General features: G+C 65.4%; 15 protein-coding genes. 5 read left to right on the top strand and 10 right to left on the bottom strand.

Translation table 11 applies throughout. The annotated features are described in order from the left end of the window. On the bottom strand, positions 1-1614 hold the full coding sequence (locus tag FNA67_RS03180) for an ABC transporter substrate-binding protein (RefSeq protein WP_210246427.1): 1614 nt from the start codon (positions 1612-1614) through the stop codon (positions 1-3). A 95-nt stretch (positions 1615-1709) separates the two neighbouring features. Between FNA67_RS03180 and FNA67_RS03175 the strand changes: the two genes are divergently transcribed. After that, positions 1710-2708 (top strand): ABC transporter ATP-binding protein, encoded by a 999-nt coding sequence (locus FNA67_RS03175; RefSeq protein ID WP_147655054.1) that lies wholly within the window; start codon positions 1710-1712, stop codon positions 2706-2708. After that, positions 2698-3678: an ABC transporter ATP-binding protein gene (locus tag FNA67_RS03170; RefSeq protein ID WP_147655053.1), complete on the top strand. Its 981-nt coding sequence runs from the start codon at positions 2698-2700 to the stop codon at positions 3676-3678. The genes FNA67_RS03175 and FNA67_RS03170 overlap by 11 nt, the downstream gene beginning before the upstream one ends. 57 nt (positions 3679-3735) lie before the next feature. On the opposite strand, the gene FNA67_RS03165 is transcribed toward FNA67_RS03170, so the two are convergent. Genes FNA67_RS03165 through FNA67_RS03150 form a run of 4 tightly spaced genes read right to left on the bottom strand, consistent with a single transcriptional unit; the run spans position 3736 to position 9731 of the window. After that, positions 3736-5094 (bottom strand): M20/M25/M40 family metallo-hydrolase, encoded by a 1359-nt coding sequence (locus FNA67_RS03165; protein ID WP_147655052.1) that lies wholly within the window; start codon positions 5092-5094, stop codon positions 3736-3738. Further along, positions 5091-7124 carry a hydantoinase/oxoprolinase family protein gene (locus FNA67_RS03160; RefSeq protein ID WP_210246426.1) on the bottom strand — a complete coding sequence of 678 codons (2034 nt, stop codon included), beginning with the start codon at positions 7122-7124 and terminating at the stop codon, positions 5091-5093. The genes FNA67_RS03165 and FNA67_RS03160 overlap by 4 nt, the downstream gene beginning before the upstream one ends. A gap of 1 nt (position 7125) precedes the next feature. Further along, entirely contained in the window at positions 7126-8955 is a 1830-nt protein-coding gene (locus FNA67_RS03155) for a hydantoinase B/oxoprolinase family protein (protein ID WP_210246425.1), read from the bottom strand. Between the two features lie 59 nt (positions 8956-9014). Then, positions 9015-9731, bottom strand: coding sequence for a GntR family transcriptional regulator (locus tag FNA67_RS03150; protein WP_049707672.1), 717 nt, complete (start codon positions 9729-9731; stop codon positions 9015-9017). A gap of 228 nt (positions 9732-9959) precedes the next feature. On the opposite strand from FNA67_RS03150, the gene FNA67_RS03145 reads away from it, so the two are divergent. Continuing rightward, positions 9960-11681 carry a M28 family peptidase gene (locus tag FNA67_RS03145; RefSeq protein ID WP_147655050.1) on the top strand — a complete coding sequence of 574 codons (1722 nt, stop codon included), beginning with the start codon at positions 9960-9962 and terminating at the stop codon, positions 11679-11681. Positions 11682-11729: 48 nt separating this feature from the next. Here FNA67_RS03145 and FNA67_RS03140 read toward each other — a convergent pair whose 3' ends face one another. Then, complete coding sequence (locus tag FNA67_RS03140; protein ID WP_147655049.1) at positions 11730-13799, bottom strand: S9 family peptidase; 2070 nt, start codon at positions 13797-13799, stop codon at positions 11730-11732. A gap of 33 nt (positions 13800-13832) precedes the next feature. Continuing rightward, positions 13833-15140: an NAD(P)/FAD-dependent oxidoreductase gene (locus FNA67_RS03135; protein ID WP_147655048.1), complete on the bottom strand. Its 1308-nt coding sequence runs from the start codon at positions 15138-15140 to the stop codon at positions 13833-13835. Between the two features lie 122 nt (positions 15141-15262). On the opposite strand from FNA67_RS03135, the gene FNA67_RS03130 reads away from it, so the two are divergent. Continuing rightward, entirely contained in the window at positions 15263-15988 is a 726-nt protein-coding gene (locus FNA67_RS03130; RefSeq protein WP_049707668.1) for a GntR family transcriptional regulator, read from the top strand. 5 nt (positions 15989-15993) lie between these two features. On the opposite strand, the gene FNA67_RS03125 is transcribed toward FNA67_RS03130, so the two are convergent. The 3 genes from FNA67_RS03125 to FNA67_RS03115 form a co-directional block, all read right to left on the bottom strand. Further along, positions 15994-17115, bottom strand: coding sequence for a pyridoxal phosphate-dependent aminotransferase (locus FNA67_RS03125; protein WP_244616455.1), 1122 nt, complete (start codon positions 17113-17115; stop codon positions 15994-15996). Between the two features lie 92 nt (positions 17116-17207). Next, positions 17208-17591 carry a RidA family protein gene (locus FNA67_RS03120; RefSeq protein WP_147655046.1) on the bottom strand — a complete coding sequence of 128 codons (384 nt, stop codon included), beginning with the start codon at positions 17589-17591 and terminating at the stop codon, positions 17208-17210. A gap of 20 nt (positions 17592-17611) precedes the next feature. Further along, complete coding sequence (locus tag FNA67_RS03115; protein ID WP_147655045.1) at positions 17612-18856, bottom strand: metal-dependent hydrolase family protein; 1245 nt, start codon at positions 18854-18856, stop codon at positions 17612-17614. 380 nt (positions 18857-19236) lie between these two features. Between FNA67_RS03115 and FNA67_RS03110 the strand changes: the two genes are divergently transcribed. Continuing rightward, complete coding sequence (locus FNA67_RS03110) at positions 19237-20976, top strand: ABC transporter substrate-binding protein (RefSeq protein ID WP_244616454.1); 1740 nt, start codon at positions 19237-19239, stop codon at positions 20974-20976. Positions 20977-20998: the final 22 nt, after the last annotated feature.

Below are 20998 nucleotides of genomic sequence, written 5' to 3'. Positions count from 1 at the left end.
TCAGTCCTTGGGCTTGACCGAAGCGAGCGAGAGCGGATTGACCAGCGAGAGCAGATCGGACGGCTGCACCACGAAACCATCCCACTTGTCGCTGTTATAGGCGAACTGGAAGGTCTGGTAATAGAGCACGTTGTCGTAGACCTGATCCTGGATCAGCTTGGCGGCAGCCTGCACCGGAACCTTGACGGCTTCCGGAGTGGTGGCCGACTGGGCCTGGTCGATCAGCTTTTCGAGTTCTGGATCCGAAATCGAGGCGTAGTTGATGAAGCCATCGGTGCGGTAGGCGAGGCCGAGGTAGGCGGCAGGCTCTTCCATCACGGCCCAGTTGCCGGCGTAGATGTCGAAGTCCTTCTCACGACCGCGAGCGAGGTAGGTGTTACGCTCCAGGCCCACCAGGTTGATCTTGATGCCCGACTTGGCCGAGCTGTCCTTCATGATCTGCGCCCAGTTGGCGATATCGGCGGCGCTCTGCTCGTAAAGGAGCGAGAGTTCGAGGTTGTCGAAGAAGCCGTCGCCATTGGCGTCGGTGTAGCCGGCCTCGGTCAGGAGCGACTTAGCGAGCTCGGGATCGTAGGTGTATTCCTTGAGCGACGGATCGGCCCAGTAGCTGAGGACAGGCGAGATGACCGAGGAATTGGTCGAGTTGGCCAGGCCCTGCATGGCGATGGCGCGGATGGCTTCGTAGTCGACCGAGTGGGCAAGCGCCTTGCGGACGGCAACGTTGTCAAGCGGGGCACGCTTCATGTTGTAGAGGACGTGCGACCAGCCGAGCGAGGGTGCCTGCGCCACGGTGATGCCCGGCTGACCCTTGAGGGTCTGGGCGATCGGGGCGGGCAGCGCGTTGGCGATGAGGTCGAGATCACCCGCGCGCAGCGCCAGGGCCTCGGCATTCACATCCGGGAACACGCGGAACTCGATCTCGTCGACCTTGGCACGACCGCCTTCGACGATCGGGTAGTTGTCGACGGCTTCGAGCACATAGCGCTGGCCGGGCTCGACGGTCTTCAGGAGGAACGGACCAACGCCGACCCAATCCTTGTCATTGGCGAAGGCCGCGACCGACCCGACTTCGGGGAAGGCATGCTTGGGAACGATCGGCATCCAGAAGCCGATATTGGTCAGGAAGGTGCTGTCCGGACGGCTGAGCGTGAATTCCACGCGCGTCGGGGAGACTGCCTTTGCGCTGACGAAAGCAGGGATCAGGCCTGCGGTCACGCCGATCTTTTCGGTGGTGACGGCGGTGATCGTGAAAACGATGTCATCGGCGGTAAATGGCGTACCGTCGTTCCAGGTCATATCGTCACGGATTTCGAGCCAGGCGGTGAGGCCGTCCTCGGAATAGCCCCACTTGGTGGCGACATACGGGTCCTTGGAGCCGGCAGCCGTCATCTGCATCAGGCGCGGATACATCAGGTTGGTCACCCAGGTGTCCGAGCGGCTGTTGCCCACGAGCGGGTTGAAGTTGACGACGTCGGCGGTTGTGCCGATGACCAGTCGGGTCTTGTCCTGTGCGTACGTGTTTGACGACGCAAGACTGGCCACCCCCATGGCCATCACGACGCCGCCCATCAGGATGGCACGACGGGTCAAGGCAGTCCTAAATTGGCGGATCATGTTGGTCTCGCTGTTGTTTGACACCTGAGTGTTGCGGCTTGGCCAAAGCCGTGTCAAGGATTGTCGTACAATTTCCAAGCGAGGTTCCAACACTGATGAAAGAACAGGCAGAACAGCGCCCCGTCCTTTCGGTTTCAGGCCTGGACGTCAGCTTCCGCACGCTTCGAGGCGAGGTCAAAGCGGTGAGCGACGTTTCTTTCGACCTGCGGCGCGGCGAGGTGCTGGCCCTGGTGGGCGAGTCCGGATCGGGCAAGTCCGTCACGACCCGCGCGGTCATGGGGATCGTACGCGGCAACGCCATGATCAACGCCAAGCGCATGGAACTGGCGGGCAACGACCTGCTCACGCTCGGGGAAGACGCCAAGCGCAAGCTGCGCGGCAGTGTCATCAGCCTCGTCTTCCAGGACGCGCTTTCCGCCCTCAATCCGGTGCTTTCCATCGGCGACCAGCTCGGCGAGCTCTACCGCACGCATCTGGGCGTCTCCCGCAAGGAGGCCCGCGAACGCTCCATCGAACTGCTGCGCTCGGTGCATATCGCGTCGGCCGAGCGGCGGATCGACGACTATCCGCACCAGTTCTCCGGGGGCATGCGCCAGCGCATTCTCATCGCCTCGGCCATAGCCCTGCGACCAGATGTCCTGATCGCCGACGAGCCGACGACCGCGCTCGACGTGACGGTGCAGGCCCAGATTCTCGATCTTCTGGATGAACTGCGCGAAGAACTCGGCATGGCGATCCTGCTGATCACCCACGACCTCGGCGTCGTGGCCCGTTCGGCCGAGCGAGTGGCGGTGATGTATGGTGGGCGGATCGTGGAAACCGGAGGCGTGGATGCCATGTTCGCCGCGCCGGCCCATCCCTATACGGCGGCGCTTCTGGCTTCCGCTCCCAGCATCGAAACGGTCGAGCGGCTCGAGCCCATCAAGGGCAGCCCGCCCAACCTCATTGCCCCACCGCCCGGATGCGCGTTCAATCCGCGCTGCACCCATGCGGGCGAACTGTGCACCAAAATCCGCCCCGAGCTCGTGACCAGCGCTCACGGCCGCAGCCACGCCTGCCACTATCCGCTCGTGGAGATCGCCCATGCCGGCTAAGCCCATTCTCGAAGCCCGCGGCCTCACCAAGACCTTTCGTGCCGGCGGGGCGATGTTCGGCAAGCAGTTCCAGGCTGTGAAAGGCGTGAGCCTTGCCGTCTCGCCTGGGGAGACCCTCTCTGTGGTTGGGGAATCCGGGTGCGGCAAATCAACGCTGGCGCGCATGCTGGTGGGCCTCGAAACGCCCGACGAAGGCGAAATCCTGTTCAAGGGCGAACCCATCCGGCGCGACCGCGCCCTGCGCCGGCAGGTGCAGATGGTGTTCCAGGACCCATACCTGTCGCTCAATCCGCGCCGCACCGTGCTCGACATCATTGCCGAGCCGCTGGACGTCCACGGCCTTGCCCGCGGCGCTGCACGCAGGCAGCGCGTGGAAGAACTGCTCTCGGCCGTGGGGCTCGACCCGGCGGCGGCAAGCCGTTTTCCCCATGAATTCTCGGGCGGCCAGCGCCAGCGCATCGGCATCGCCCGCGCGCTTGCTGCCGAGCCCTCGGTGCTGGTCTGCGACGAGCCGGTTTCAGCGCTCGACGTGTCGGTGCAGGCGCAGGTGGTGAACCTGCTGATCGATCTGCAGAAGCGGCTCGACCTCGCAATCATCTTCATCGCGCACGATCTGGCCGTGGTGCGCGCCATCTCGCAGCGCGTCATGGTCATGTATCTGGGCCGCGCGGTCGAGGAAGGCGCCGCCGACCAGGTGCTGGTGACGCCGAACCATCCCTATACGGTAGCCCTGCGCGGCTCGGCGCTCGAACCCGATCCGGCCCGCGCGCGCCTGGCCCGCGGCACTGCCGCCCGTGGCGAGCCGCCTAACCCGGTCGATCCACCGCCTGGCTGCCGGTTCAACCCGCGCTGCAGCCGCGCCACCGATGTGTGCCGCCAGACCGAGCCGGCCATGGAGAGCCGTCCGGGCCTGAGCGCGGTGGCCTGCTACCACCCGGTGGCGAGTCACGAACTGGCGGGAGCCGCCTGAGAAACAGAAAGGGCCGGTGCGATGCGCCGGCCCTTCTCATTTCTGTCGGAGCGATGTTCAGCGCCCGAGGCGATCGAGGAGCGCCGCGCCCGTGCGGATGCCCTTTAGGAAGAGCTCGACTTCCATGTTCTCGTTGGGCGCGTGGTTGGCTTCGTCCGCATTGGCATAGGGCATGACGAAGGCCGGCACGCCGAGCACCTTGGTGAAGACGTAGTCCGGAAGGCTGCCGCCCGCCGACGGATAGACCAGCGGGGTCTCGCCGCGAGCCTCGAGGATGGCTTCCTGGATCAGCTTGCCCCAGGGATCGTCGAGCGGCGTCTTGGAGGGCAGCATGCTGCCATAGGTGACTACCTCGACTTCCGGGGCATGCCTGGCGACATGCGCGCGCACGCAGGTATCCACATGCTCGGGCGTCATGGCGTCGACCAGCCGGATGTCGAACTTGGCCACCGCCTCGCAGGGGAGCACCGACTTGGTGCCCGGACCGCCATAGCCGCCATGCAGACCATTGATGGTCAGCGTCGGGTGGAACATCAGGCGATCCCAGAACGGCCGGTCGGCCGGTTCGTCGAGGCGCTTGAGGCCCATGTCGGCCATGTATTCGGGCAGGTCGAGCGGCAGCGCCTTGGTGGCCGCGATCTCCGCCTCGGTGGGCGGAATGATCTGGTCGTGGAGCCCGTCGATGGTGATGCGCCCATCGGGCGACTTCATCGAGGCCAGCAGGTGCACGAGGCTCCAGATGGCATTGGGCATCACCCCGCCGTAATTGCCCGAATGGGCGTCGCGGGCAGCGGTGCGTACGCGCAATTCGAACGAGGCCATACCGCGCACGCCGTAGGTTAGAGTCGAGCGGCCGGATTCGTGGAGCGGCCCATCGGCGGTAACCACGAAATCAGCCTTGAGCCGATCCTTGTTGTCTCGCACGAAGTCGGCGATCTGGGGCGAGCCGATCTCTTCCTCGCCTTCCAGTAGGAAGATGAGGTTGCACGGCAGCGTGCCGTGCACCTTGAGGTGCGCCTCGATGGCCATGATCTGGGCGAAGTGCTGGCCCTTGTTGTCGCCGACGCCGCGGGCATAGATGCGCCCGTTGCGGATGGTCGGCTCGAACGGCGGGCTCTCCCACAGTTCCAGAGGATCGGGCGGCTGCACGTCGTAGTGCCCGTAGAGCAGCACGGTCGGCTTGGCAGGATCCACGTTGTAGCGCGCGAGGACGAAGGGATGGCCCTTGGTCTGCACGGCTTCGACCTCAAGGCCGAGATCGCCCAGCATCTTCACGAGCAACTGGGAGACTTCCCTGATGCCGATATTGTGGGCGCTGATCGAGGGATTGCGGACATAGTCGATCAGTCGCGCCACGTATTCGTCGTGGCGCGCGCTGATGTATTCGAAGACCGGATCGAGCGTGGGCGAGGTCATGCCTTGCCTCGCGTCAGGATGATGCCGCCCGAGGGATGCACCTCACCGGTCCAGCCCGGCGACACGAACGTGGTCGTATCGAGCTGGGTGAGGATGACCGGACCCGCAAAGGTCGCACCGGCGCCGAGCTTGGCGCGATCAAGGACCGGCACGTCGACGCTGGCGCCGCCAATGCTGACGGCAGTGTGCTCTTCGGGCGCCGGTGTCTGGCCGGGGGTGAGGCTGACGACCGGCGGGGTCGGCGCAACGCCGGTGGCGTGGACGCGCAGCGTCACCAGTTCGATCGGCGCGCTGAGGTTGAAGCCGTAGAGCGCCTTGTGGGCGTTGCGGAAGTTCTCTTCCACCACCGCGCGGTCAGGCGCATAGGCCACGGCGATCTCACCGCCCTGCCCCACATAGCGCATGAGCGCCACGCACTCGATGACGCGGGCCTCGGCTGCCACATCCTCGATATCGAGCCATTCGGACGCCTGCTGCTCGAGTTCGGCGATGATCGGCGCGGTTGCTTCCGGGTCCATCGGCCCGGCGATGGCCATGGCGCGGGAGAACTCCGAACGCAGATCGGCAGCGAGCAGGCCATCGGCGCAAAGCACGCCGGGAGCCGGGGTGATGAGCACCTTGCGGATGCCGAGAAGGTCGGCCAGCGCACAGCCATGGAGCGGGCCTGCGCCGCCGAACGGCACCAGCGTGAAGTCGCGCGGATCGTGGCCGCGCTCGACCGAAACCACGCGCATAGCGCCAACCATGTGGTTGTCGGCAATGGCAAGGATACCGCGCGCGGCGGTTTCGAGGTCGAGACCGAGGGGGCCGGCAACGCTCATCACCGCCGCCTTGGCGGCCTCGACGTCCAGCACCATGCGACCGCCGAGCAGGCGCGCCGGGAGCTGGCCGAGGGCAACGTGGGCATCGGTCACGGTCGGCTCGGTGCCGCCATGGCCGTAGCAGGCCGGACCCGGACGGGCGCCGGCGCTTTCGGGGCCGACGGTCAAGCCACCGTCCTTGATGCGGGCGAGCGAGCCGCCGCCGGCACCGATGGTGATCATGTCGACCATCGGCAGCGCCAACGGCCATTCGCCGACGGCGCCGTGCTGGGTAAGGCCGATTTCGCCGTCCTTGATGAGGCAGATGTCGGCCGAGGTACCGCCGATATCGACCGTGATGATATCGTTGATGCCGCAAGCCTGTGCCGCGGCGCGTGCGCCGACGACACCCGCTGCCGGGCCCGAAAGCGCGGTCAGCGCCGGGGCCACGCGGATCTTGGAGGCACCGGCCACGCCGCCATTGGACTGCATGAGCATCAGCGGCACGCCCGCGCCTTCGTCGGTCAGGCGCTTTTCGAGCCTTTCGACATAGGTCGTGACGCCCGGCATGACGGTGGCGTTGAGCACGGTGGTCAGCGACCGCTCGTATTCGCGCACCACCGGCAGGACATCGCTCGAAACCGTGATGGCGAGGTCCGGAAGCTCCTCGCGCAGGATTTCGGCAACGCGGCGCTCATGGTCGGGGTTGGCATAGGCGTGGATGAGGCAGACGGCGACCGCCTCCACATCCATGCCACGAATGCCGACGGCGGCCGCGCGGACGCTCGCTTCATTCAGGGCTTCGAGCACGGCGCCGCCGGCGGCGATGCGCTCATCGACCTCGAGTATGCGGCTGGCCGGAACCGGGGGAACCGGCTTCACCCAGGTGTAGAGGTTGGCCTTGCGCGGAATGTCCTGGCGGCCGATGGCGAGCACGTGGCGGAAGCCGCGCGTCGTCACCAGCGCCGTGCGGGCGCCCTTGCCTTCGAGGATCATGTTGGTCGCAACGGTCGTGCCGTGCAGCACCTGGTCGAGGTCCTTGGCGGAAGCGCCGGCCTGCTCGAGAGCCAGGCGAATACCGTTGAGGAAAGCCTCGGACGGGTCGGACGGGATCGACGGCGTCTTGGCGCGCCAGGAACGGCCGGCGCCATCGACCAGGGCCACGTCGGTAAAGGTGCCGCCGATATCCACGGCAACGGCGAGGGAGGGGCGAGTGGAGTCCAGGGCCATATCAGGCAAGCTCATCGATATAGGTATTGCGGTGGAAGGCCTTCACGGCCGGGCGGTCGGCACGCAGGCGCGCCGTGGCCTCGAGGTCGAGGGCGCCGTCGACGATCGCCACGCCGTAGAGGCGCTGGGCGGCGCCGGCGGTCACGAAGCCGCCGAGGACGTCCTCGAGCACGCGCTCGGCCGGGCGGTCATAGGGATGGCCCATGCCACCGCCGCCGCCAGTCTGGATGCGCAGGATATCGCCCTTCTTGAGCTCGGTCCCGTCCGAGAGCGGCGCGATCTTGCGCTCCTGCGGAGTACCCGGATTGACGACGATCGAGCCGCCTCCGGCCGACATGCCGCCGGCATAGCCCCACGGGGGGTTCTTGACGCCGTCGATGCGGATGGCGAGCAGCGCTTCGTCGGCCAGAATCTCGTACTCGCGCACGATGCCGGTACCGCCACGATAGCGTCCGGCGCCGCCGGAATCGGGCACCACGCCATACTGGCGCAGACGGATCGGATAACCGGTCTCGAGGAATTCGACCGGATAGTTTTCCTGGGCCACGAAGTAGACAGCGTCGATGCCGTCGGCGAAGTCGCGGGCGCCGTAGCCGACGCCGATGCCGTCAGCCAGCAGGAAGGGCTTGGGCTCGCCGGTTTCCTTGCCGAAGGTGCCGCGCATGATGGTCACGACATAGGCCGACTGCGCCGCCGGCGCACCGCCCTTGCCACGATTGACGAGGCCGTTGAGCACGGCGAGCATGCGCATCATGGTGAGGCCGCGCATGCCAAGCGGCGCCGGGAAGCGCGGCTGGACGATCGAACCCTCGCGCAGGCGCACTTCGTCGATGGACAGCGGGCCACCGGCATTGACTACCTGGGACGGATCGCCGCCCAGGTAGTAGAGGCCCAGCGCCATGCCGGGCACGCCCTTGTTCATGATGAAGTTGACGGGCCCCGGAGCCTGGTCGTCGCTCTCGGTGGCGTCGAAGATGAAACGATCCTCGCCGTCAGCGCCCTTCTCGCGTGTGATGGCGAAGCGCAGCGTGAACGGGCCATTGCCGTGGCCGTCGCTGTCAATCTGGTCGGCGAACTTGTAGGTGCCGTAGTCGAAGTTCTCGGCCAGGCGCTTACGCACCAGCGTGCGGGTGCGGTCGAGAAGCTGCGCCAGCGCGTCGGAAACTACGTCGGGGCTATGACGGGCAACGATCTCGGCAACGCGGGTGACGCCGAGCTTGACGGCGGCGACTAGCGCGGACATGTCGCCCTCGCTCTGGGCCGGGAAGCGCGAGTTGCGGTGGAAGATGGCCAGCGCGCCCTCGTTAACGACGCCCGCGTCGATCATCTTTGTCGGCGGCACGATGATGCCTTCCTGATAGATCGAGGTGGCATCGGGGCTGATCGAGCCCGGGTGCAGGCCGCCGATATCGGCGAAGTGAGCCCAGCTCATCACGAAGGCACACAGCCGCCCTTCGTGGAAGACGGGGGCGAGGAGTACCTGGTCGTTCGAGTGCGTCACGGCGCCCTTGGAGCCATAGCAGTCATTGTACCAATAGAGGTCGCCCGGCTTCATGGTCTCGCGCGGGAAATGCTCGAAGACCGGCGTGGTCAGGTCGCCGAAGATCGGAACCATCGAGCCGACGGCCATCACGCCGCGCTCGTCGAAGAGGGCGGTGTAGAAGTCCTTCTTTTCACGGATGAACGCGGAGATGGCCGTGCGCTCGATCAGCGCTTCCATCTCGCGCTGCGTCGCCATGATCGCACCGCGGATGATCTCGAGCGTGACCGGATCGCAGATCGGGGCGACATCCGGCGGGGAAGCCGGCATGGCGGATGAATGCGGTGTCATCTAGGGCCTTCCAGGTATAGAGAAATCAACAGGACTGGGATGAAGGGCGGCAGGTCTGCTCAGCCCTCTCGATCCATGTGGCGAAGCACAGCTTCGCCGGAGCGGCGCACATAGACACGCGTCGCGTTTTCCGAGGCTTCCAGATCGCGCGCGACGATGCCCGCGATGATTGCCCGCACGCCCTCCATGCCGGTTTCGAGCTGGCCGGGTTCGGCCATGGCGAGGACGCGGAGCATGTTGATGCGGGTGCGCAATTGTTCGAGGATTTCGCCGGCGATCCGGTTGTCGCCGGTTTCGGCCATGAAGCGCAGGAAGCTCGACATGATCTCGGCCATGCCGACCTTGTCGCCGCGCTGGCCGGCATCTAGAAGCTTCTCGCCGTATTCGCGGGCGACTTCGATGTCCTCATCGGTCGCCACCTTGAGGAAGCTGCGCACGGCAATGGCTTCCAGTTCGGTGCGGATCTCATAGATCTCTTCGACGCGCTTGCGCGAGAGGGTCGCCACGGTGAGGCCGCGATGGGCGATGACGTCGGCGAGCTTTTCCGCCTCGAGCCGTCGCACGATCTCGCGCACCACGGTGCGGCTGATGCCGAAGGCTTCGCAGAGTTCGCGCTCGGTCAGGCGAGTGCCCGGGGCGATACGGCCCTCGACAATAGCGTTGCGAACCTGCTCAAACACCCGCTCGCGCACGAGCTTTCGCGCCTGCGGCTCCCCCTCGCCCTCAACGGCGACGGACGCGGCGTCTATCTCGAATAGTTTGCGCAGGTCATTCATCGGTTTCCGCCCGAAATCGTACCTTGGTCCCATCGGCACCGTGCAACTGCAAATCGGCGCTCGCAGAATTCCGCCGAACTCTACCCATGGCGACCCGCAAAGCCTAGTGCAAAATTGTCGTACAATCTGGATTGTCGTACAATCACTGATAGGGCATCGTGGCTTCGTGACGCAACCTTGAACGCACGTTCGGGGATGAGGCGAAGATGATACTACGTGGAGAACGGGATGCTCGATAAGGCAATCAAGCAGGCGGTCGATCAAGTCAATGGAGAGGCGCCCTGGTCTCTGGTGGAGGCCTTCGCCACCATGCCGCGCTGGAAGCCGGAAGACGTGGAGGCCTCAGCCCACGACATCGCCCGGCGCCTCAAGGAGGTCGGCGTGCCGGTCGAGCTCCTGGAGGCCAACCTCTACCTCTCCATTCCCTACGAAGCTTCGGTCGAAGCCGGCGGGGAAACGCTTGCCGCAAAGCCGCCGGCCTATTCGGTGAGCTGCCCGGAAGGGCTAACCGGGGTGCTGGCACATGTGCCAGGGAACCTCTCGGCGACCGTATCGAGCTTTTACGACAAGAACCGCGACGAGGCCGCCGCCGCCGAGAATCGCATCCGCGGCAAGATCGTGCTGACCGATGGCTTCGCCTCGCCCAACAAGGTGCTCGAATTCCAGGAGAAGGGCGCCATCGGCGTCATCGCCGTCAATCCCGGCGTCGACCGCCACTGGGGCATCTGCAGCTCTATCTGGGGCACGCCGGACCTCGACGGGCTGCCGCGCAAGCCCACCATTCCGGTAGCCGTGGTCAACAATCCCGATGGCCAGAAGCTCATCGCGCTGGCCAAGGACGGAGGCAGCGCCACCATCCGCACGCGCCTCGAAGAGGGATGGTTCAAGTCGCTGGTGCCGGTCGTCAACGTTACGGGCGCCGTGGAGCCGGAAAAGTTCGTGCTGTTGGCCGGTCACTATGACAGCTGGGACGTCGGGGTGGGCGACAACGCCACGGGCGACGCGGCGCTGCTTGAAATCGCCCGCGTGCTCTGGGCCAACCGCGCTAACCTGCGCCGCTCGGTGCGGATCGCCTGGTGGCCCGGTCACTCGACTGGACGCTATGCCGGCTCGGCCTGGTTCGCCGACGCCTTCGCGCTCGATCTCGACGAGAACTGCGTGGCCCAGGTCAATTGCGACAGCCCTGGCTGCCGCTGGGCCGATGTCTACGAAAACGTCGCCTGCATGAGCGAAGCGACGGACCTGTGCACCAGCGTCATCCGCGAAGTGGCCGACCTGCCCTTCGAGGGCGAGCGCCCGCTGCGCGCAGGCGATTATTCGTTCAACAATATCGGCCTATCGAGCTTCTTCATGCTCTCCTCGACCATGACGGTCGAGAAGCGCAAGGAGATGAACTACTACACCGTCGGCGGTTGCGGCGGGAACATCGCCTGGCACACCGAGAACGATCTGATGGAGATCGCCGACCGCGACATCCTCATCCGCGATATCAAGGTGTACCTCGCCGCGGTGATGGCTGTGGCCAATGCGGCGGTGCTGCCCTTCGACTGGCGCGCGACCACCAGGGAGTTCGCGGCAACTCTCGAGAAATACCGCAAGGCTGCCGGCGACGACGCCGTGCTCCTCGATCAGGTGAGCGCGGCGCTGGCCGAACTGACCGCGACACTCGACACGTTCTATGCAGGCATCGCTGATGGTTCGGTCCAGGAAGACCGCGCCAATGCCGTGATCCAGGACCTGGCCCGCATCCTCGTGCCGCTCAACTACACACGTGGTCCGCGTTTCACCCATGATCCGGCGCTGCCGGTCCCCGGGTTGCCGGCGCTCTCGGTCGCGGGCGAATTGGCCGCTCATGGGCCCGAGACGGTGGGCTTTGCGCGCACGCAGTTGATGCGGGGCGCCAACCGCACCGCCGCAGCCATGCGCCAGGCCAGCCGCCTGGCACGCTAGGTGAGAGGTCGCCGCCCCTGCGCTCCGCGGGGCGGCGACCAGCTACCGTCAGGCCTTGAGTTCGCGTTCGAAGAACGCCGCCAACTTGCCGTAGGCGAAACGGGTCAAGGTTCGGTCCTGATTGGCCCAACTGTGGCCGGTGCCCGGCAACGTCACCAACTCGAACGACTTGCCCTGGGCCGTGAGGCGTTCAACCAGCGCCATCGTATCGGCATAGAGCACGACTTCGTCGCGCGTGCCGTGAATGATCATAAGCGCGTCCTCCAGCCCGGCGGTGTGGAAGAGCGCGGACTGATCCTCGTAGCGCTTGGGGTAGTCCGCTCCGTGCGTCGGCCCCATAATCCATTCCTGCTCGGGATAGGCGTGCCAGACATTGGTGGCGGGAGCGCCGGCGACCCCGGCGCGGTAGAAGCCGGGCTTCTTGAACAGCGACATCAGGGTCATGAGGCCGCCATAGCTCGACCCCCAGATGCCGACGCGTGAAGCGTCCGCATAGCCGAGGGCCGTCAAGGTCTTGACGCAGTCGGCAATGTCCTCGATGTCCTGGGTGCCGTAGCTGTGCAGCATCGGCCGGTTCCAGTCGCGGCCATGGCCGAAGCTGCCCCGGATTTCCGGGCTCACGACCACAAAACCCCGCGAGGCCAGGTACTGGTCGATACCCCAGCTCGGGTGCGCGGCGCGGCCGCCCCACTGGTTGAGGAGCCCATCCGAATAGACCGAACCCACGATCATAGGGTGCTTGCCGTCCGGTTCGAACCCGGGTGGAATCATGACCCGGGCCATGAGTTCGGCGCCGTCGACGCTGCTCCGGAACGGAACGTAGCGGACCTCGGCCCACTGCGTGCTCGCGAAGGCAGGAAGGGGAGAATGGGTGATGCAGACTGGCTCGGCGCCCTCCATCAACGGCTGGACGTAAAGCTCGGCAGGGGTGAGGTCGTCGCTGAAGAGATCGGCGATCGCTTCGAAACCGGGTGAATAGACCGGCACGTGGATGCCAGGCGCGCGCGTCACCTGGGTGACGTCCCCGCCCTCCACGGAGACCTTGTAGACGTGCCGTTGCGCGGGGTGGGCGATATTGGCGGTGAAGTAGATTTCCCCGTTGCCGGCATCGAGCGCGAAGTTGGCGACTTCCCAGTCGCCGCCCGTTATCGCCTCGGGTTCGGCGCCGGCCGATGCGACGAGGTGCAGATGGTTGAAACCGTCCCGGTCGGTCAACAGCAACAGGCCCTTGTCGTCGGGCGCGAAGGCGACCTGCCAGTCGGGCCGGATCTTGAGCGGGTCGTGGAAGGCGTAGAACACCGTTCGCTCGCCCGAGGCGATATCGAAGGTGAGGACGGTGTGGTTCTTGATCGAAAGGTCGCTGCTGTCGACGAAGAGGGTCGAGCCGTCGCGCGAGACGCCATAGTCCCAGATGGCATCCTCGGCGTCGGGCCTATCGAACCAGGCCGGCTCGCCACCCTCCACCGAAACGATGCCGACGCGGCGGCGGGTTATGAGATCGCCCGGGAACGAGCGGGTGAAGCGGTCGCGGCGCGCCTCGCCGCGCGCATCGTAGGCGATCTCGATCTTGCGGGTGTTCGTATCGTCGGCCTGGACGAAGACAAGGCGCTCACCGGCCCATTGGAAGCTCTCGACCCCGACGAAGGGGCTTGCGCCCACCAGCCTGGTCGGTGCGCCGGTTGCGGTGCAATCAATCAGCGTGAGAGCGCCGCCGGCAATTAGAGCAAGCCGCTTGCCGTCCGGCGAGGCGGCGATGGCGCTTGCGCCGTGCACCCCTGGGGCAAGAGGGGTCAGCGTTCCGTCGGCCGCAAGCACGAGAAGTTCCCCGTCGAGCACCAGCGCCAGCCGCTCGCCGGCGAGCCAGGCCAGTTCCGTTAGGCCCTTGGGCTCGCCGCTGGTTCGGCCGGCACCCAGATTGGTGCGCCGGCTGCTGGTCCCGGTTTGCCGATCCCAGACCCAGAGGTCGCGAAACGTGTGCCCCGTTTCATTCCAGAGATAGGCAAGTCTGCTGCCGTCGGGCGACCAGGTGGCGGCGATCGGCCTCGTGCCGATGATGCTGGGCTCGCAGTAGAGCATTTCGAGCGTCAGGGCGTCGTGCGGAGTGTGGGCTGGGGTCATGTCTGGCTCGCTGATGAGAGGGGAGCTACGAGATCACTCGGCGCTGCGGCTGGCGGTCAGCTTGCGATCGGCAAACCGGGCCTGGCCGATGGCAAGGGAGGAAACGACCGGCACCAGGGCGTGAAACGGAATGGGGCGGAGTGGGCCGCTTGGCACCGGCAGGTCGGAAAGTGGCGTGCCGCAGGCGGCGTCAGCCAGGACCTCGCCGAGCATGGCCGTCAGCGCCACGCCGCGGCCGTTGCAGCCCACAGCGCCGATGACGCCAGGCTGCATCTGATAGAGATGGGGCAGGAAATCGGGTGCCATTGCGGCCCGCCCGCGCCAGACGAAATCCACCTTTGGCACGCTGGCAAGGTCGAGTTCGCGGGCGAGGCGCTCGACGACCATGCGCGCCATACGCTGGTGGGCGCCGAAGGGGATCATGGCCATGGCGCCGCTGATCAGGCGATTGTCGCGGTCAAGGCGAAAGGTGAAGAGATTGGCGCGGGTATCGGCGATCGGGTTGCGCTCGGGCGAGAAGCGTTCCACGACCTCCTGCGGCAGCGGTTCGGTAGCGATCTGGTAGACGAAAAGCGGCACGCTCACGCGCGAAAGCGGCCGTGCGGCGCCAACGCTGCCGGCGTGGGTGCACATGAGCATCTTGCCCGCCGTGACGGTGTGTCCCCCGACGATGATCTTCGAGGACGAACCGGCGGGCTCTATGCGTTCGGCGGGACTATGGGTGTGGACGATCCCGCCTGCGCCCAGCACCAGGCCAGCGAGGCCATAGAGGTAGTTGAGCGGATGCAGCATGCCGCCGCTCCGGTCGATCAGCGCGCCGGCGCAGAGGCGCAGGCCGGTCCGCCGCTTGGCCTCGCCCGCATCGAGCATGTGCACGGGGCGGCCGAGTTTCCTCCAAGCTGCAGCCTGCCCGGCCAACCGGTCGAGCGCCGCCCGGGAGTGAGCGACATGCATCCAGCCGTTCTGCTCGGCGTCACAGGAAATGCCGTTCTGGCGGACGGTCTCGAAGACACGGTCGGCCCCCTGTCCGATCATGCGCAGCAAGCGCTCGCCGCGCTCGGCACCGAACTTGCCGATTACGGCCTCAGGCGGGGCCTTGGCGAAATTGGGAACGACGAAGCCCGCATTGAGCCCGCTGGCCTCCATGCCAAGTGCAGACGCCTCCAGCACGACGACACGCACGCCGCGGCGTGCTAGGTGCCAGGCAGCGGTCAAGCCGGTAAAGCCACCGCCGACCACGGCAACGTCGACGGACAGGTCCTGCGCCAGCGGCGCTGTTTTTGGCGCGGGGTTGGCCGTTGCCCACCAAAGCGTCTTTTCCGCTTCCATTCTTGCGCTCATCGCCGCTTGCCCCCGGGGAAATCAGATGCAGTATCTATAAGTGTCGAATTGATCATTTGCTCAAAACGCCTGACGCGGTAGAAGCGGGTCACGGGGCACGATGCTATCGAAAGAGGCCATCCATGGCGGCACCACGCAAGGCGAGCGAACTGGACGAAACGGGACTGGAGCCGGTCTCCAAGCGCCGAACCGTACAGGAAGTGGTCTACCAGCGCCTCAGCCACGCGTTGATGACCGGCCGTTTCAAGCCCGGCCAGATGCTGACCATCTCCTCCCTTTCCACCCTCTTTCGCACCAGCCACATGCCGGTGCGCGAAGCCTTGAGGAGGCTGGTGGCCGAGAATGCGCTTGAAACGGCGTCCAACGGCTCGGCCTATGTACCGGCAGTCTCGCGCGACCGGCTGGACGACCTGTGCAATGCGCGCGTGATCGTGGAAACGGCCGCCACGGCCCAGGCGGTCGGCAACATGACGCCACGCATCATTCGCGCTATCGAAAACCTTGCCGAGGATCACCTGGACGCGGGACGCGATCAGGACATCCAGCTGATGCTGGCCAAGAACCGCGACTTCCACTTCATGATCTACGAGACGGCCGGCTCGCCCGTGCTGCTGGCTCTGATCGACACGCTCTGGCTGCGCTTCGGCCCCTATCTGCGCATGCTGACCAACCATATCGAGCCCGAGCTGGCAGCCGGCAAGTTCGAGGTCTACGGCGACCACCATCAGCGGCTGATCGCGGCGCTCAAGGAAGGCGACCAGGCCGAGGCGGTCGAGCAGATCAAGGCCGACATTCGCGAGACCCAGGCGCTGCTGGTGCCGCTGTGCTCGCCCGCCAATGACGGCTGAGCCCATCATAGGGCATTGAAGAAACGGGCGAGGCGCTGCATGGCGTTTTCGAGCTCGGGCATCGAAACCGAGCCGAAGCTGATGCGCAGGTGCCCTTCGCCCGCATGGCCATGGAAGCTGCCTGCCTCCACCGCAACGCCGGCCTGGTCGAGTATCCGCTCGGCCAGTTCCTGGGAGGGGATCCCTAGAGACGAGACATCGGGAAAGGCAAAGGTCGCGGCCTGGGGCGAGGCGCAGCGCACGCCCGGCATCTGGTTGAGGCTCGCCACCGTGAAGTCGCGCTTTTCCCTGTCCTCGGCCAGCAGGTGCTCGAGCACTTCCTGGGGCCCTTCTATGGCGGCCTTGGCGCCGTATTGGACGAAGGTATTCACGTGGGTGATGTCGTTGGTCGAGACCTTCATCAGGGCCGGCAGCAGCCAACGGGGAGCGGTGAGATAACCGACCCGCCAGCCGTCCATGGCGTGGGACTTGGTGAAGGCATACATGGAGACCGTGCGGTCCGACATGCCCTCCAGCGCGCCGATGCTAATGTGGGGCAGGCCGTCGAAGATCACGTCCTCATAGATTTCATCGGAGACCACCACGAGGTCGTGCGCGATGGCGAGGTCAGCCAGGCCGCGCAGCTCGGCATGCGTATAGACGCGTCCGGTCGGATTGGCGGGGTTGACCAGAAGGATGGCGCGGGTGCGCGGCGTGATCGCGGCAGCGATGGCGCCATGATCGATGCTGTAACCGTCGCTCGCATCCAAGTCGACTACCACCGGCCGCCCGCCGGTCAATTCGATTTTGCCCAGGTGCTGGGGATAGTAGGGCGAAAGCAGAATGACCTCGTCCTCGGGGTCGAGCAGCGCCATGAAGGTAATGAACGCGGCGTGCGACATGCCGTTGGTGACAAGCACATCGTCCGCGGTCACGTCGGGCAGACGGTTGCGCTCGCGCAGCTTGATCGCCGCCGCTTCGCGCAGCTCGGGCAGGCCGGCGGGGTGGGAATAGTGCACATGGCCGGCGGCGATGGCCTCGATGGTGGCCTGCTTGATATGCTCGGGCGTATCGGCGAACGGGCGGCCGAACTCCATGCGGATGGGCTGGCTGCCGGTAGCTTCCGCGCGCGCGGCGCGTTCATACATGCCAAAACTTTTGGCCGGAGTTTCCGAAATTCGCTTTGCGACGCGCCGCATCGTAACGTCCTGTGTGCTTCTGGCTAGGCTCGGAGGGCGGGTCAGCGCCGCCTGAGAGCGACCATTTCGAACTCGACCTTGATCTCTTCGACCGGGAAGCCGCAGATGATCGTGGTGTTGGTCGGCCGTGGGTCGGAGAAAGTGGATCCGAGCAGTTTGGAGACCGGCACGACGTCGGCGCGGTCGGCCAGGTAGACACGCACCGACACCACGTGCTCAAACCCGGCATCGGCGTCCGCCAGGGTCTTGCCGATAATGGTCAGGGCATTGCGGGCCTGGTCTTCTGCTCCGGCAGGGAATTGCCCGGTGGCGGGATCGCTTCCCGAGGTGCCGGAAATGAAGATGAACTCGCCGTCGACGACGGCGCGGGCATAACCCGCCAGTTCCTCGAAGCGGGAACCCGAATAGATCGAACGCCGCGTCATCCCCCGCTCCTCCCCGCCGCTCACTTTGCAACCAGGTCGGTCTTGTAGACAGCACCGTCCTTCATGATCAGGCGCAGGTTCTTCTCTGGCTCGGCGAGGATGGCGATATCCTTGAGCGGATCGCCATCGACCACGATGATGTCGGCGATGGCGCCGGGCGCGATGACGCCGAGCTCACCGGCCATCTGCACGATCTCGGCATTGACCGAGGTGGCCGAACGGATGACGTCCACCGGGCGCTGCACGCGCCCACGGATGGTGAATTCCTGCAGTTGCGCGAATTCCATCTCGCCCATCAGGTCAGTGCCGAAGCCGAGCTTGACGCCGGCATCGGTGCACAGGCCGAGCATGGCGATGCCGGCATCGTTGACCATGTTGAGCTTGGCCATGACGTAGGGCGAAAGGCCAAGCTCTTCGCCGTGCTGGGCCGTGACCTCATAGGCGACCAGCGTGGGCACCACATAGGCGCCGGCGGCGGCGACCATGGCAGCCGTCTCGGCGTTGATGAGATTGGCGTGCTCGATGGTGCGGACACCGGCACGGATCGAGTGCGCGATGGCGGCGCTTTCATAGGCATGGGCGCATACATACTTGCCGCGCACCGCCGCCTCCTGCACCACGACGCGGATTTCCTCTTCGGTGAACTGGAGCGCCTCGATGGCATCGGCCGGGGAGCCGACGCCGCCGGAGGCCAGCACCTTGATATGGTCGGCGCCCTTGCGCAGTTCGTTGCGCACGACGCTACGGATGTTCTCGATGCCGTCCACGATCCGGCAGGTGAAGGTGAAGGCGCTCGAATTGACGTCGATATCGAGCCGGTCGTCGGTGAGGCTGCGGTGATCGCCGTGGCCGCCGATCTGGCTCAGGGCCGGACCGCCGACGAAAAGACGCGGGCCGGGAATGAAGCCCTGCTCAATGGCGTTGCGGATACCCACATCGCCGCCGGCCACGTCACGCACGCCGGTGAAACCGCGATCCAGCATCTTGCGAATGCGGGGCACGGCGCGTGCGGTCATCTCAGTGAGTGCGATATTGCGGTTGCGCTCTTCGACCAGGTTGATGGCGAACACGTGGGCGTGCGCATCGATGAGACCAGGGAGCAGCGTGCGACCATCGAGATCGTACTCGACCGCTCCCCTGGCGGAAATCGGCTGCTCGGAGACTTCGGCGATACGACCGTCAACGACCAGGACATTCATGCCCGGCACCGCCTCCTCGCTCACTCCGTCGAATACGGTGGCGTTGGAGAAAAGGACTGCGGCCATGGTTCTGCCCCTGTATGTGGATGAGTGTTCTCTGCGGCGTCGAAAACCGCCTTCGATGCCCAATGTTTAGGCGAGGCCCACGAAGGCTGTAAAGAGATTTGATCAAAAAATCTCATCAGGCACATTGCTCAGAGAGGGCTGGAAGGCAACCGGCGCCCAGGTGCACCCAAACCCCGGAAACCCCGAAGGTGCAGGCCGCCGGGGGATTTTGGACGGAGCGATCATAGAGCGTTGACAGAAACCGGATCACGCCCCTAATGTTTGCAAGGCTTGATCAAATGCTCACCAACTTTCCGGGAACGTTCAGGGGTTAAAAGCTCGGCCTGGGAAGGAGCAGTCATCCGAGGGAACAGCCGCACAAGCGGAAAGGGATTTAACCAATGAAAGTTCGCGCATCTGCCGCCATAATGCTGGGGCTCTTGTCGCTGTCGCTTATGAGCTCAACGGCGCTGCAGGCGCAGGAGGCCAAAACTGGCGGCACCCTGCGGGTCCTGGGCACCGCCGAGGTGGACCGCTTCGATACGGTGCCGCCCGCGACCGCCGTCACCGGCAGCTTCTTTCGCGCCGTGACGCGCCAACTCATCAGCTTTGCCGCTTCGGAAGATCCGCACGAGCAGATCGCGCCCCAGGCCGACCTGGCCGAGAGCGTGCCCACGCCCACCAATGACGGGCTCACCTATACCTTCAAGCTGCGCCAGGGCGTGGATTGGAATGCCCCTGGCGGCGCGCGCCAGGTGACGTCGGCCGACATCGAGCGCGGCTTCATGCGCCTGTGCAACCCGTTCCTGCCCTCGCCATCGGCCAGCTATTTCGAGGACATGATTGTCGGCTTCGCCGATTTCTGCGCCGGCTTCGCCAAGGTCGACGCCAAGGTCGACACGATGAAGGCCTATATCGAGCAGGGCGACATCAAGGGCATCGAGACGCCGTCCGACGATACGGTCGTCTTCCAGCTCACCCGCGCGGCCAATGACTTCATTTACCTTCTGACCCTGCCCGTCACCTCGCCGGCGCCGGTCGAAGTGCTGGACTATCTCCCCGATAGCCCGGAATACCGCCAGAACTTCATTTCCGCGGCGCCCTACACCATCGAATCCTACGTTCCCGATTCCATGGTGCGCCTGGTTCGCAACCCGGTTTGGAAGGCCGAGAACGATCCGCTGCGCAAGGCTTATGTCGATGCCATCGAGGTGGTTGCCGGCGTCCAGGCCGACGCGGCCATGCAGCAGCTGCAGTCGGGCGACGGCGACATGCTGTTCGATATCCCGGTGCCGCCCGTAACCGTGCAGATGCTCAAGATGCAGGGCGACGAGAAGCTCTCGACCCTGGCCGAGGGCGCCTCCAAGATGATCTGGATCAACACGGTCTCGAACAACAATGACGGCGCGCTGCGCAACCCCAAGGTTCGCCAGGCCCTCAACTACGCGATCGACAAGGCCGCGGTGGTCCAGCAATACGGTGGACCCGAGTTCGCGACGCCGCTCAACGGCATCTTCCCGCTCGGCATCCTGGGCAACCACGACTTCTCACCCTACCCGACCCCGAACAACCAGGGTGACCCGGAAAAGGCCCGCGCGCTTCTCGCCGAAGCCGGCTATCCCGATGGCCTCACCCTCAAGATGCCGTTCCGGAACCTCGGCATCGACCCGGCTGTCGCCCAGGTGCTGCAGGCCAGCCTGCAGAAGGCGGGCTTCACGATCGAACTCGTGCCGACCCCGGCTTCGGACTTCTATGCGCGACTGATCACCAACTTCGACAACGCGCTCAATGGCGTGTGGGACCTGGTGCCGTCGGGTTGGTCGCCGGATTGGCCGGGTGGCGCAGCGCGCTCCATCTACCAGCCGCAATACACCTATGACGGCACCCACGGCACGTTCAACTTCTCGGACTACAACAACGACGCCGCCAGTGAAGTCGCCGCGCGCGCGCTGACCACGACCGATCTGGCCGAATCCGAAAAGCTCTGGCAGCAAGTGGATGAGATGGTGGTTGCCGACGCTCCCACCGTGCCCCTGGTGTCGCTGACTACGGTTCTCTACCACGGCACGGCCGTCGAGAACTTCCTGCCCTTCGCTGCGGGCGGGAACGGCGACTGGACCAATGTCTGGCTGAACCGCTGATAGATTGCGTCTATCCAACCAA

Source organism: Youhaiella tibetensis, from assembly GCF_008000755.1.
In the GTDB taxonomy this organism is placed as follows: domain Bacteria; phylum Pseudomonadota; class Alphaproteobacteria; order Rhizobiales; family Devosiaceae; genus Paradevosia; species Paradevosia tibetensis.
The sequence above is the reverse complement of the archived record's forward strand: the minus strand, read 5'-3'. Positions and strand labels throughout refer to the sequence as shown.